Source organism: Geobacillus sp. YHL, assembly GCF_022341265.1.
Lineage (GTDB): Bacteria > Bacillota > Bacilli > Bacillales > Anoxybacillaceae > Geobacillus > Geobacillus thermoleovorans.
This window is the reverse complement of sequence record NZ_JAEIGB010000014.1, coordinates 23,888-38,226: the sequence shown is the minus strand read 5'-3', so window position 1 is coordinate 38,226 and position 14,339 is coordinate 23,888. Positions and strand designations below refer to the sequence as shown.

The window sequence follows — 14,339 nt, the reverse complement described above, 5'->3', positions numbered from 1 at the left end:
TCTCGAAGGGTCAAAGAGGGGAGAGGAAACGATGAGCAATGAACAAACCTTCCGCCCGGAGACGCTCGCCATCCACGCCGGGCAAAAACCGGATGCGGAAACGGGCGCGCGGGCGGTGCCGATTTACCAAACAAGCTCATATGTGTTCCGCGACAGCGAGCACGCGGCCAATTTGTTTGGTTTGAAAGAGGAAGGTTTTATTTATACGCGCATTATGAACCCAACGAACGATGTGCTTGAAAAACGGATCGCGGCGCTTGAAGGCGGGATCGGGGCGCTTGCGCTCTCATCAGGGCAGGCGGCGGTGTTTTATTCGATCATCAACATCGCCTCGGCGGGCGATGAAATCGTCTCGTCCTCGTCCATTTACGGCGGCACGTACAACTTGTTCGCCCATACGCTGCGCAAGTTTGGCATTACGGTGAAGTTTGTCGATCCGTCCGATCCGGAAAACTTTGAGCGGGCGATCACCGACAAAACGAAAGCCTTGTTTGCGGAAACGATCGGCAACCCGAAAAACGATGTGCTCGACATCGAAGCGGTCGCCGACATCGCCCATCGCCACGCCATTCCGCTCATCGTTGACAACACGGTGGCCAGCCCCTATTTGTTGCGGCCGATTGAATTCGGCGCCGATATCGTCGTCCACTCAGCGACGAAGTTCATCGGCGGGCACGGCAATTCGATCGGCGGTGTGATTGTGGACAGCGGCAAGTTTGACTGGAAAGGGAGCGGCAAGTTTCCGGAGTTCACCGAACCTGATCCGAGTTATCATGGTTTGGTGTATGTCGATGCTGTCGGGGAAGCAGCGTATATCACGAAAGCGCGTATTCAGCTGTTGCGCGACTTAGGGGCAGCGCTGTCGCCGTTTAATGCGTTTTTGCTTTTGCAAGGATTAGAGACGCTTCATTTACGGATGCAGCGTCATAGCGAAAATGCGCTCGCTGTTGCTAAGTTTTTGGAAGAGGAAGAAGCCGTCGAATCCGTCAGCTATCCAGGGCTTCCAAGCCATCCGTCACATGAACTCGCGAAAAAGTATTTGCCAAACGGGCAAGGTGCGATCGTTACGTTTGAAATCAAAGGTGGCGTCGAAGCCGGGAAAAAATTGATCGACTCGGTCAAGCTGTTCTCCCATTTGGCCAACATCGGCGATTCGAAATCGCTCATCATCCACCCGGCCAGCACGACGCACGAGCAGCTGAGCCCGGACGAACAGCTGTCCGCCGGTGTCACCCCAGGTCTTGTTCGCCTGTCTGTCGGCACGGAGTCGATCGACGACATTTTAGAAGACTTACGCCAAGCCATTCGCCAGAGTCAGACGGTGGGGGTGAAATAGTTAGGAAGGACGAAGTCACCCGGCGAGCGGGTGGCTTTCAAAGTGCGGGGAGTTCTATACGGAAAACGCTTGACGATGGTTCTTTATTCGAATATGCGTTCCCTATTCTCATGATCTGAGGGAGAGACTCATTAGTATTGACGCCAGCCTGTTCCGGCCGTTCCGAGGTGGAAGGGCAGGGACGCGGTGTTCGAATTCTTGTTGGGGTGACGCCAAAGGGCTGATTACAGCCCCTTGGGCGTCACTTTCTTTTCCACTTTGCGCAGCAGCCAGTCAAACACAATCGCCAACATGGCGGCTGGGATGGCGCCGGCTAAAATTAAGTTTTTGTCGGCGATGCGCAGACCGCGGTCGATCAAGTCGCCAAGCCCGCCGGCGCCGATAAACGTCGCTAAGGCGGCGACGCCGATCGTCAGCACCGTCGCGGTGCGCACGCCGGCCATAATGACGGGAAGCGAGAGGGGAAGCTCGACCATCCATAAAATTTGCCGCGATGTCATCCCCATCCCTCGTCCGGCGTCAACGAGCGTCGGGTCAACGCCGAGAATGCCCGTGTACGTGTTACGCAAAATCGGCAATAGGGCATAAAGCGTCAAGGCGATAATCGCCGGCAGTTTGCCGATGCCGAAAATCGGCAGCATAAACCCAAGCAACGCTAAGCTCGGAATCGTTTGGATGATGGCGGCAATGCCGATAATCGGCTCGGCGAGTTTGCGGTACCGCGTCAACACCACACCGAGCGGCACGGCTATGACGATCGCAATGCTCATAGCGATGGCGGATAAGAGCACATGTTCTTGAAAGGCGATCCAAATATCGTTCTTTCGTTCGATAAACGTCTGCAATAATTCCATCGTATCCCTCCTTGGCGGAAAAGCGGCAGTGGGTGGCTGCCGCTTGGTCATGGGCTGAGACCGAAAACTTGAAAAGGTTTTGGTTCACTAGCGGAACGAATCCCATCGGCAAGCCCGCTTGGAGCGGCCTTGTCTTTTCAAAATGAGACGTGTGATTCAGGCGGGACGACGGCCGCGGCAACGTTTCTGGCTAGATGACAAGAAACGGGGCGGCATCGTTTTTTCAAGCCCCCATTCGCCCGTCTTCGTTGGCATTAGGCATGTTGCTGGAACGTCCACTCCGCGAGTGCGCGCATCATGCTCGAGCGCGTGATCCCGCCGACGAGCCGGTCGCCGTCCAACACCGGAATGATGCGCACATCCGGGTCTTGGAACAGGGCGGCGACGTTGGTGACGTCCGCTTCTTTCGACAACGTCGTCACATCGTAGTCGGCGATGTCGGCAACTAATAAATGTTCTTCTTGGTAGCGCTGTTCGATTTGTTTTAAGGTGACGATGCCGAGAAAGACCTGCTTTTTATCGACGACGACCAAACTGTCGACCTTTTTCGCTTTCATCAATCGGAACGCTTCGGCTAAGCCACGCCGTGGCGAAATCGTTGCGACGTCAGCCGACATTAAATCCTCCGCCGTCGGCACAGCCGTATGGCGGATCCGCAGCCGGTCTTCACCAATAAACTCGCGGACAAACGAGTTCGCTGGTCGCCGAAGCATTTGGTCTGGCGTCGCAAACTGGACGATTTCACCATCTTTCATCAGCGCAATCCGATCGGCAATTTTAATCGCTTCGTCCATATCATGGGTGACAAAGACAATGGTTTTGTGAATCTCCTCTTGCAGACGGATGATGTCATCTTGCAGCTGTTCACGGCTGATCGGGTCGAGAGCGCTAAATGGCTCGTCCATCAAAATGATGTCCGGTTCAGCAGCCAAGGCGCGGACGACACCGACACGTTGCTGTTGGCCGCCGCTGAGCTCCGACGGATAGCGATGCTTGAATGTCGCTGGATCTAAGCCGACGAGCTCAAGCAACTCATCGACCCGCTTTTCATAGGCGTGTTTTTCCCATTTTTTCAGCTTCGGCACGAGCGCAATGTTTTCCGCGATCGTCATATGTGGAAACAAGCCGATTTGCTGGATGACATAGCCGATGTTGCGCCGCAGCTCAACCGGGTCGAGCTCGGAAATGTCTTGTCCATCGATATACACTTTTCCCGATGTCGGCTCGATCAAGCGGTTGATCATCCGCATCGTTGTCGTTTTCCCGCACCCGCTCGGCCCGATGAGGGCGACAAGCTCGCCTTTGCGAATTTCAAGATTGATATTTTTTAAGGCGACAAAGCCGTCCTCATACTGTTTCGTGACGTTTTCAAATCGAATCATCCACATTCCTCGCTTTCTAGTCGATCAGTCCTTCCGCTTTTAAGAAGTCAATCGCCACTTCACGCGGCCGTTTTCCTTCCAAGTTCACTTCGCCGTTGAGTTCCATCATTTTTTCGTCAGTTAAAATATTCGCTAGTTGATTGAGTTTTTCTTCCAATCCCGGGTTGGCATCCAACACTTCTTGGCGGATGATCGGTACGGCGTAGTATGGTGGGAAGTACTGTTTATCGTCTTTGAGCACAACGAGGTCATATTTCTTAATACGGGCATCCGTCGTGTAGGCCGTGATGACATCAATCTTTCCATTTTTCGCTGCTTCGTATTGCAAGTCTGGATCGATGTTGACCGTTTTCTTGAAGTGGAATCCGTACGTATCGACAAGCCCATCATAGCCGTCGCTTCGCTCAAAAAACTCGGCGTCTGACCCAAATGTGAGGGAAGATGAATGGTTCACTAAATCGGAGTACGTTTTAACTCCGAGCTTTTCCGCGAGGTCTCTGCGCATGGCCAAGGCGTAGGTGTTGTTAAACCCGAGTGGTTTGAGCCAAGCGATGTTGTATTTTTCCTTATATAATTTCTTTGTTTCGTTGTAAATTTGTTCGGGCGTCTTTTTAGGATCGTACGGCTGTTTTAAAATGTTTAAGTATCCCGTTCCGGTGTACTCAACGTACATGTCGACATCGCCATTTTCAATGGCTTGCTGGAGCATAAACGCGCCGCCCAAACTGTCTTTCACTTCAACATCCAAATCCGTATTGGCTTTCACATATTCCGCCAACAAATGCGTCAAAATCACCTGCTCGGTAAACTTCTTCCCGCTAATGACGATTTTCCCTTTCGCATCGCTCGTTCCGCTGCAGGCCGCTAACCCAAACACAAGCCCGACAGCGAGCAAAGATCGGATCCATTTTCGCAACACAATTCCTCCTTTTTTTGGCTGTTATCATGCATAATGAAGGGGAGATGAAAAAAGCGGCAACAAGACGCGGAGGGGATGAAAAAGCGTCACAAATAAAGGATACCGTAATTTGGGTGCAGCTGGCAAAGTTGGTATCAGCCGATATGTTTGCCTCTCGCCTGCTCTCACGGCGATGATGGTTCTCTCCTCCCTGATTCTAAAAAATGCTCCGGAATGCTGGCGAATCCTTCGGAATACTCCGAATTCGAGATGTCCGAACAAGCCCGCCGTTTATCCATCAACATGCTGGCTATGCATTCCCCCACGCCGTTGATCGAAAGGTTGGCAGGCTCCATGGCGAAGACGAACGGATCGACACGTGAACAAAAAAAAACGGCAGCCCACGGCTGCCGGGTGAAAAAGGAATCCGTGTGGAACGTTTTTTATGGGGAACGCATTAGGCATGAACAAGGCGATGAAGGGTGCTTTCCGTTTTGAAAACGCGGGCGTTCAAGACGTGCAGTCCCGCTTCATGTTCGGCGAGGGCAGGCAGCACTTTGTCTTCGAGGATGGATGTGATATGGGTGAGGTCGCCTTTCATATGGTGAAGGTCGTGCGCCATCGCCTCGTATTTGGCGGTCAGCACTTCTTGCCCATGGCGGAGCGCTTCAACGATCGCCTTCGTTTCATTCGTGCGCTCATCCAGCAAGTCGATTTGTTGCGCAAGCGTGGTCGTCTGCTCGTTCAGTTGAGCGACTTGATGTTCGACAGTGCCCATGCGTTCGTTGAGTTGGGCGACTTGATGTTCGACAGTGCCCATGCGTTCGTTGAGTTGGGCGACTTGATGTTCGATAGTGCCCATGCGTTCGTTGAGATGAGCAACTTGGTGCTCAAGGTTGCTTGTCCGCTCATTCAACTGAGTGAACTGCTGCTCAAGGGCGCTTGTTCGTTCGTTAAGCTGTGCGACCTGGCGTTCGAGAACGCTCGTGCGCTCATTCAGCTTGGTCATTTGAGCTTCAAGAGCACCTGTTCGTTCATTGAGCTGGGCCACTTGCCCCTCCAAGGCGCCAACCCGCTGCTCGAGCGACTCGACCGCCGTGCGCGTCGCTTTCACTTCATGCAAAATTTCCCGCAGCAACGCTTCCATTCGTTTCACCTCCTTTTCCCCTCTATTTTACAAAAAACGCGCGCCGATGGCGAGAAAAAATAGGAAAACGGTTTTTGCTAGAAAAAGAGCGGAGAAAATCGTTACAATAAACAGTAGGAAAAAACCGAAGCAAAGGTGGACGGAGATGGACGCCACGTGGTTGAAGCCCATTGTCGAAACAAAATATTTATCGACGGAAAACGCGCACCGCTACCGGGCGATTTTGCGCTATTTCTACATTCAGCACGAGCGGATGCGGCAATATTTGTTTCCGGAAGAAGTGTACGCCTTTTTAAAGCAGCACGAGGAGTTTGCGGATTACACGGAAGATGACTTGCAGCAAGACCTCGACCAGCTCGTCAAATGGAACAACTTGATCGCCCGTCAAGAGACTTCTCACGTGCGGACGATTGAAGAGTTTAAGAAAAAGCGGTTTCGCTACCAATGCAGCCCGTACACGGTGGAGATCGAGCGGATGATCCGCACCCTTGAGCAGCTCGGGGATTCGTTTGGAGGGTCCCTCGAGAAAACACGGTTCGACCGTTTGTATGCATCTCTTTCCCGCATGGAGGCGATCATCGCTTCTGATTTTCAAGAACAAGCGGATGAAATGCATCAAGTGTGGGAGGAGACGTTCGATTATTTTAAGAAAATCATCCAAAATTCCGCTGACTATATCGCTTATTTGCACAGTGAAAACTTGGAAGAGCGGATGACGTCCGAGTCGTTTCTCGTTTATAAAGAGCAGTTTACGGCGTACTTGCGCGATTTTATCGTCGCCTTGCAAAAAACGTCGATGCAGATTGAACAATTGCTTGAAGACTTGCCGGAAGACGGGGTTCGGCAGTTCATCGAGCATGTCGTCGACTATGAGCGGTCGATCCCGCGCTTTGCCGATGCGCCGCCGCCGCGCGCTGTGCAGATTGAAGAAAAATGGGAAACGTGGCGCAGCTTGTGCGAATGGTTTTTAGGGCGCGACGGGCGCGAGAGCGAGCTTTCGTTTTTGCAATACCAGACGAATGAGGCGATTCGCCGTCTGACGCGCGTCGTGCAGCGGCTTGGCGAGCGGCATCATCATTTTCGCAGCCGCAAAGGCGACTACTTGCATTTGGCCCGTTGGTTTTCCCGCCTTGAATCGATTGAAGAGGCGCACTGTCTGTCAGCGGTCGTGTTCGGCTGCTTCCATACGAAACATCTCGTCGCTGATGCGGAGGCGACCGACAACATATACCGCGACGTATGGGACGAGCCGCCAGCCGAGTGGGTGACGAAGCCGCGCGTCCGCCATTACGGGGAAAAGAAAAAGCCGCAGGCAATAGAAGACAAAGAACGGGAGAAAGAAGAAGCGCGCCTTCGCTATTTGGAAGAAAAAGCGCGCGAGGAAGCGGCGCTCAGACAGCTTGTGACCGATGGGAAAATCGTGCTTGCCGACCTTCCCGAGGTGACCCCATACGTACGGAAAACGCTGCTCGGCTGGATCGCCAAAGCGATGGGGCGCGAGGGGCAAGCAATGAAGACGGAAAACGGGTGGGTTGTCAAAGTGGTGAACAAAGAGGGGACGATTTGCCTTCGCGCAGAAGATGGAGAACTCGTGATGCCGAACTACGAAATTCATGTGCTTTCGCGAGGTGAGTGAGGATGGAAACGGCGTTTGACGATAAGGCGAAAGAGGCGCTCGCCGCGCTGTTCGAACAATTTTGGATCATTCGCGACAAAGAGCCGGATTTGTATCAGCTCGTCCGTGAGCGCGAACATGTGTTGAAAAAGTATGTGGAGGAGAAGTTTGGCTATCGGCTCATCGTTCACCGCTATTTTGCCAAGCTCGAGAAAATTCCCGCCGAACCGGAGCCGTGGATGGGCATCGAGTCGTTTCAAGAGCCGCTTGACTATGCGTTGTTTTGCTGTTTGATGGCGTATTTGGAAGGAAAAGCAGTGGAAGAAAAGTTTTTGCTTTCTGACGTATGTGAAGAAATCCGCGCCATGTACCCGGGTGATCTACCGGTCGATTGGACGAACTATTCGCATCGGCGCGCGCTCATCCGCGTGTTGAAAACGGCGGAACAAATCGGACTCGTCCGCCGGATGGATGGGGAGATTGAGGCGTTCGCCCAGCATGTGGAGGAAGAGGCGTTGTACGAAGTGCCAGTGTTGGCTCGTTATTTTATGCGCACGTATCCGAAAGATTTGTTGCAATATGAATCGATCGACGAATTGCTCGCCGAGGAGTGGAAAGCATCACCGCAAGATTATCGGCGCCATCGCCTGTATCGAAAGCTGTTTTTATCCCCGGCGGTGCATCGGACGGAAGGGGACGAGCAAGACTTTTACTACTTGCGCAACTTCCGCCATCGGCTGCGGGATGACATCGAAGCGCATACGCCGTTTCGGTATGAATTGTACAAAAATGCTGCCATGTTGACGCTTCCCGAACGGCAGGCGCCGTACACCGTATTTCCTGATCAGAAAGGAACGTCGGAGATCATCCTTCATTTTGCCGCCTTGGTGCGCGAGCGGCTTGGGGAATATCCGCCGGATGAATACGGCCGCATCCGGTTGACGTCTGAACAATTTTCCGCCTGGCTTGCCGATTGCCGGCGCCGCTACGGGGCTGGGTGGGGGAAAACGTACCGCGACATGTCGGCTGCCGAGCTTGTCCGCGAAGTGCTTGCGGCGCTCAACGAATGGCGCATGGCCGATGTGGAGCACGACACCGGAATGATCGTCCTTTATCCCCTCCTCGGGCGGATGTCGGGACGGTATCCGGATGATTTTGACGCGAAAGAGGGAGGAGAACATGGCGAATCCATGGGTGCTTCATCGCGCGGGGCTGATTAATTTTTGGTATTACGACGAGCAGTATTTTCATTTCGCTGACGGTAAGCTGCTCTTGCGGGGAAGCAACGGGGCGGGCAAGTCGGTGACGATGCAAAGCTTGATCCCGGTGCTTTTAGACGGCAAGAAGACGCCCGATCGCCTCGATCCGTTCGGTTCACGGGCGCGGCGCATGGAAGATTACTTGCTTGGGGAAAAAGATGTCGTCAATCGCGATGAGCGGACCGGGTATTTGTTTTTGGAATATAAACGGAAAGAATCCGACCAATACGTCACAACGGGCATCGGCCTGCGCGCGAAGCGGCAAAAAAGCCTCGATTTCTGGGGGTTTGTCCTCTTTGACAACCGCCGCATCGGCTATGACCTTCATTTGTATAAACAAGAAAAAACAGGTGAAAAAATCCCGCTGACCAAGCGGGAGCTGGCCACAGCGCTCGGCGCGGGCGGGACGGTCGTCGAGACGCAAAAAGACTATATGGAGCTCGTCAATAAGCATGTGTTTCGCTTTGAATCGCTTGAGGCGTTTCAAGAATTGATCGAGCTGCTCATTCAACTGCGCAGCCCGAAGCTGTCCAAAGACTTTAAGCCGACCGTGATTTATGAAATTTTGGAAAGCTCGCTGCCTCCGTTGACCGACGACGAGCTCCGCCATTTATCGGACACGATCGAAAACATGGACCAGGCGAAGCAGCAGCTTGAGCAGCTCGAACGCGACGAGCGGGCGTTGAAGCGTCTTTGCGATCAATACCGCCTTTACAACGAATATATGATCGCCGAAAAGGCGACAGAATACGTAAAAGCGGTCAAGCAAGCCGAACAGCTCGCTGCTGCACAACACCGCCTTCACGATGAAGAAGAGCAGGCGCGAAAGACGCTTGATGAGCTTGATGAGTCCATCACCCGCCTCCGCCGCGAAGAAGACGTGCTGCGTTCACGCGAAATCGACTTGGCTGGCCACGAAGTGTTCCAGCAAGCGGAGAAGTATGAACAGTTGAAAGCGGAGCGGCAGCGCCTAGAGGAGCGGCGGGAGCGGCACGAGCAGACGATCGCGGAAAAAGAACGGCTTGAGCGGCAGCATCGCCGCCGCCTCGATGAATCGGAAGCGCGGTTGGATGACCTTGAGCAGAAGCTTGAAGATGAGTTGGAGCAGTTGCGCATGGATGCCGAAGAAGGAGCGTTTCCCTTGCATGAAACGAACGAAGACGATTTTCACCGCCATCGCCAAAAGCAGCAGGAGTTTTCGTTTGCCGCTTGGAAGCAGGAAGCCGATCGTCATGTCGAACGGCTTGAGGGGCTGGCGCGCCTTTGGCGCAGGCATGACGATGTGAAACGACGCTATGAAGAAGCGAGCACCGAAGCGGGCGAGCGGCGGCGGGAAATGGACGAATGGCATCATCAGCAACAGAAATGGGAAGAGCTGCTCGAGCAGGAGAAAGAGCGGTTTGAACAAGCCGTGCTTGCCTGGGTCGAGCAAGGAGGAATCGACGTTTCCGAAACGGACATTCAGGCGTTTTTGCGACAAATGGGCGCCCTCTATGAGCTGTATTCGCTCGATGATCTGAAGCGCCCGTTCGTTCAAGCGTATTACGATGCCGTCGGTAAGAAAAAGGATGAGAAATGGCGGCTCGAACATGACATCCGTCTGTTGGAAGAGAAACGGGCAGAACGTGAGGCCGAACTGCGTCAATGGCGGGAACAACGCGACCCTGAACCCGAACGGGATGAACAAACGACAGCCGCCCGCTTGGCATTGGAACGGGAAGGGATTCCGTTTGTCCCGTTTTATGCCGCGGTCGAATTTGTCGACGATGTGCCTGACGATGTGCGCGAGCGGATCGAATCGGCGCTTTCGCACGCTGGGTTGCTTGACGCCCTCATTGCGGCCCGCGATGTCGACGTCGACTGCGACCGTGTGCTCATCCCGAAACCGGTTCATATGGCGCATACGTTGGCCGATTATTTGCGCCCAGATGCGGATGCCCCTGTGTCGGCGGAGCGGGTTGAGGAAGTGCTCCAAAGCATCGTGATCACCGATGCGGAACAAGAAGGCGGCATGACGATCGACGAAACAGGACGCTATTCGCTCGGCCTTGTCCGCGGCCATGCGCCGCGGAGAGCGCGGACGATGTTCATCGGCCGTGCGGCGCGCGAACGGTGGCGGCTTGAGAACATCGCGGCGCTGGAAGCCGAGATCGCCGCTGTGGGACAAGAGATCGACCGTCTAAGCGGTGAGCATCAGGCGGTGGAAGCAGCCATCCAAGCGCTTGCCGACTGGTTTGCGTCCTTCCCATCGGACCGCGATGTGCGCACCGCGTTTGAGGAAGGGCAAGAAGCCCGCCGCCAAGCCGAAAGCAAAGAACGGGAATGGAAGCGGCAAGAAGAAAAAGCCGCCCTCCTCGCGCGCGAATGGAAACAAATCAAACAACAGCTCCATGACGAGTCGGCCGAGCTTGATTTGGCCTTTACCTTGGACGGCTGCGAACAAGCCCAGCTCGCCATGAAATCGTACGTCCGCCATTTGCACGAACTCGAAGTGCTTTACCGCGAAACGCGCCATACCGAGGCCATGATCGCCCAACAGCGCGAGCGGCTCGCGGCGCTGGAAACGGAGATCGACGAAGCGAAAGGCGAACGAAATCGGATTCGGGATGAAAAAGAGCGGATCTCCTTGGAGATCGTTGAGATGGAACGGACGCTCGCCCAAATGGGAGCGGATGACATTCGCGCGGAAATCGCCCGCATCCAAGAACGATTGGCGTTTTTGCGCCAAGAAATTCCGCGCCTTGTCAACGAACGGGCGCGCACGGAACAGCGCCTCATGCGCTTAGTCGAAGAGCGGGAAAAAGGAGCGCAGCGGGAAGAGTTCGCCTGCCAGCTGGCCGCCATGTGGGAGCGGTCGTTTGCCGATGAAGCGGCGCTTGGGCTCGTGGATCTTGATCGTTCACGTTCGCTTTTGGAGCAGGCCAGAGAAGCGAAACAACGGTATGAAGCAGTGTTAAAAGAGACGCGTTCCTCGCTTTTGGCGCGGCTGAACACCGTCTTTTTCCAAGAGTCGTCCAACTTGACCGAATACCGGGCGTCCTTCGAGCCGCTGGAAGAACAAACGAAGCCCGAATGGACCGCCGCTGCCCCAGACGATGAGATGGCCATGAAAGCCGCGGACTGGCGGGAGAAACAAGAACGGCACGTCATTTATCTCGACTACAAAGGCCAGCGCGCCACGCCGTTTGCGGTGCTGGCGGAAGTGGAGCGCGACATCGTCTTGCAGCACGAGTATATGAAAGAACAAGACCGCGAGCTGTATGAGGACGTCATCTTAAAATCAGTCGGCCGCATTTTGCGCAGCCGCATTCAGCGCGCCGAACGGTGGGTGAATGATATGAATAAACTGATGGGCGGCCTCGACACATCATCAGGGCTTGTGCTGTCCATTCAATGGAAGCCGAAAACGGCGGAGACGGAAGCGGAGCTCGATACGAAAGAATTGGTGCGCCTGTTGCGGCTCGATCCGCGGCTGCTTAGAGAGGAAGATTTACAGCGAGTGACGAACCATTTCCGCTCGAAAATCGCCCGCGCCCGCGAATTGCTTGAAGAGCGCGGCCAAGGCAGCACGCTCCATCAAATCATTAAAGAAGTGCTCGACTATCGGAAATGGTTTTCCTTCACTTTGTACTATGAAAAAACAAACGAGCCGAAACGCGAGCTGACGAACCACCGCTTTTACCAATTCAGCGGTGGGGAAAAGGCGATGGCGATGTACATTCCGCTTTTCGCCGCGGCGTATTCGCGCTACCAAGAAGCGGGCGATGATGCCCCGTACATCATTTCGCTCGACGAGGCGTTCGCCGGCGTCGATGAAAACAACATCCGCAACCTGTTCGGACTTGTCGAACAGCTCGGCTTTAACTACATCATGAACTCGCAGGCGCTTTGGGGCGACTACGACACCGTGCCCGCGTTGTCCATTTGCGAACTCGTCCGCCCGCGCAATGCGTCGTTTGTGACCGTCATTCATTACCGTTGGAACGGCCGCGTCAAACAGCTGATGGTCAATGATAAAGAATGGGAGACGATCGAGACGTGAGCACGGCCAAGGAGGCGGCTGCCTTTTTCCGCTCTGAACCGGGCTTCCGCCGTCTGTTTATCGAGATGAAGCACAAGTACGAGTCGCTCGGCCGCGTCGGCGGCGCGGTGTCTTTAGAGGCGTTCACCGATGAAGAGCGGGAGGCGGTGGCCGCCTTTTTCGGCAAAGACGTCTCCCGCGTCTCCCTTATCGCGTTTGAAAAACAGCTCGGACAGACGAGGTTTGCGGGCGTTGGGCTTGTCGAGCTGCTTGAACAGTACTTCGGCGCCCCGCTTGTCTCAAACAAAGAACGGCGCCAGGCGGAGGAAGAGGAACGGGATCGTTTTTTTGCGCGTCTGACCGAGGAGCATCATTGGGTTGAGTCGGTCCGCCCTCAGCGCTTCGTCCAAACGGCGTACGAAACCGACCGCCGCAGCCTGGAGGAGGCCATCCGCCTTGTCAGCGCGGCTTTGGGCCGCCTCCCGCTCCCGTCATACATGCGCCTCCCGCTCTTTGCCCAGCAAGTGGCGGGCGACCCGCATGCGTTCGATTTGTCCACGCTACCGGGGAGATTGTTGCTTTCGGCATTGCAAGCGACCGTGCCCGGGGATTGGGACATGGCATCTGTAGAGAGCGTCAACGAGTTGCTCCAGTCCGTCGGCTTGCTCCGTGAGGATATCCTGAACTTTGTCACATGCGCCAACATTCTTGCTGAAACCAAGGACGGACCGCATCCTGTTTTCTCCGCTGCCTGGGAGGCGAACACAGCGCTGAACATGCCGCTTAGAGATGTGCTGTCGCTTGTCCGCGCCCGCCCTGCCCATGGGGGGACGGTGTACATTGTCGAAAACGCGGGCGTCTTTTCGACGCTGCTTGACACCCGCGCCCCGCTTGTCAGCACGAACGGGCAAATGAACTTGGCGACGATGAAGCTGCTCGATCTTCTCGCCTCTTCAGGCGCCAAGCTGTATTACTCCGGCGACTTCGACCCAGAAGGATTGGCCATGGCAGAGCGGCTGCAGGAGCGGTATGGACAGGCCGTCACCCTTTGGCGCTTTTCCGTCGAGGATTATAGGGCCGCCAACCCTGTCGTCGACCTCGCCCCCGAGCGCCTCGCCAAGCTCGCATCCGTAACGTCGACGCCGCTGCAGCCGCTGAAAGAGGAGATGGCGGAAACGAAAAAAGCGGGGTATCAAGAGGCAATTATCGGGAGGCTGACAGGGGATATCAACGGGTAGTCCATCCATGAGCCAGAGAAGGAGCCCGGAGCGATCGGGTCTCCTTCTCCAAAAGGAATTTTTGCGCATGCTCGTCCGTCTCGAACTGGACGAAGCGAAACAGCGGCTGTTGTTCGGTTTTTTTGAGACGTATTTGCGGCGATCCGAAGAGGAGGAAGCAAAACGGCGAAACGAGGTGAGCCAAATGGAAACGAAGGAAGCGAAACGTGTGATGGAGCTCATCGTCTCATACGAACAGCGGGGACTGGAAAAAGGAATCCAACAAGGAATCGAACAGGGGTTAAAGCAAGGGATGAAGCAAGGACGCCAAGAAGGGATCGAGGAAGGGAAGCTCGACGTGGTGAAGAGAATGCTGGCGAAAGGATACGATGTCGACACGATCCACGAACTGACCGGACTGCCGATGGAGAAGATTGAAAGGATGAAGGGGTGAGACGGCCCTTCGCCGTCAAGCCCCACATTGTCGTCGACCTCCAATCGTGCCAAAACCCCGGGGGATCGACGACAATGTTCTTTTGCGCCAAAATCCTACAGCCAACACGGCTGAACGATATTGACAGAATATTTGAAACGTGATATTCTGAAAACA

At 54.7% G+C, this 14,339-nt stretch carries 9 protein-coding genes and 1 pseudogene; 6 read left to right on the top strand and 4 right to left on the bottom strand.

Features of this window, described 5'->3' with window-relative positions:
• Positions 1-31: 31 nt before the first annotated feature.
• Positions 32-1,336 (top strand): homocysteine synthase, encoded by a 1,305-nt coding sequence (locus JCR24_RS12295; protein WP_238980727.1) that lies wholly within the window; start codon positions 32-34, stop codon positions 1,334-1,336.
• Between the two features lie 224 nt (positions 1,337-1,560).
• On the opposite strand, the gene JCR24_RS12290 is transcribed toward JCR24_RS12295, so the two are convergent.
• The 4 genes from JCR24_RS12290 to JCR24_RS12275 form a co-directional block, all read right to left on the bottom strand.
• On the bottom strand, positions 1,561-2,190 hold the full coding sequence (locus tag JCR24_RS12290; protein ID WP_011229818.1) for an ABC transporter permease: 630 nt from the start codon (positions 2,188-2,190) through the stop codon (positions 1,561-1,563).
• Between the two features lie 254 nt (positions 2,191-2,444).
• Entirely contained in the window at positions 2,445-3,572 is a 1,128-nt protein-coding gene (locus JCR24_RS12285; RefSeq protein ID WP_238980726.1) for a betaine/proline/choline family ABC transporter ATP-binding protein, read from the bottom strand.
• A gap of 16 nt (positions 3,573-3,588) precedes the next feature.
• Complete coding sequence (locus JCR24_RS12280) at positions 3,589-4,491, bottom strand: glycine betaine ABC transporter substrate-binding protein (RefSeq protein WP_238980725.1); 903 nt, start codon at positions 4,489-4,491, stop codon at positions 3,589-3,591.
• 436 nt (positions 4,492-4,927) lie between these two features.
• Entirely contained in the window at positions 4,928-5,617 is a 690-nt protein-coding gene (locus JCR24_RS12275; RefSeq protein ID WP_238980724.1) for a hypothetical protein, read from the bottom strand.
• Between the two features lie 145 nt (positions 5,618-5,762).
• Here JCR24_RS12275 and JCR24_RS12270 point away from each other — a divergent pair, with 145 nt between their 5' ends.
• The 5 genes and pseudogenes from JCR24_RS12270 to JCR24_RS12250 all read left to right on the top strand — a co-directional run.
• A complete protein-coding gene (locus tag JCR24_RS12270) occupies positions 5,763-7,253 on the top strand; it encodes a TIGR02677 family protein (protein WP_238980723.1) in 1,491 nt (496 codons plus the stop codon).
• Positions 7,254-7,255: 2 nt separating this feature from the next.
• A complete protein-coding gene (locus JCR24_RS12265) occupies positions 7,256-8,452 on the top strand; it encodes a TIGR02678 family protein (protein WP_238980722.1) in 1,197 nt (398 codons plus the stop codon).
• A complete protein-coding gene (locus tag JCR24_RS12260) occupies positions 8,412-12,533 on the top strand; it encodes a TIGR02680 family protein (protein ID WP_238980721.1) in 4,122 nt (1,373 codons plus the stop codon). Before JCR24_RS12265 ends, JCR24_RS12260 begins: the two co-directional genes overlap by 41 nt.
• On the top strand, positions 12,530-13,750 hold the full coding sequence (locus JCR24_RS12255; RefSeq protein WP_238980720.1) for a TIGR02679 family protein: 1,221 nt from the start codon (positions 12,530-12,532) through the stop codon (positions 13,748-13,750). Before JCR24_RS12260 ends, JCR24_RS12255 begins: the two co-directional genes overlap by 4 nt.
• A 49-nt stretch (positions 13,751-13,799) precedes the next feature.
• Positions 13,800-14,183: pseudogene (locus JCR24_RS12250) on the top strand (RpnC/YadD family protein); the annotation flags it as partial.
• Positions 14,184-14,339: the final 156 nt, after the last annotated feature.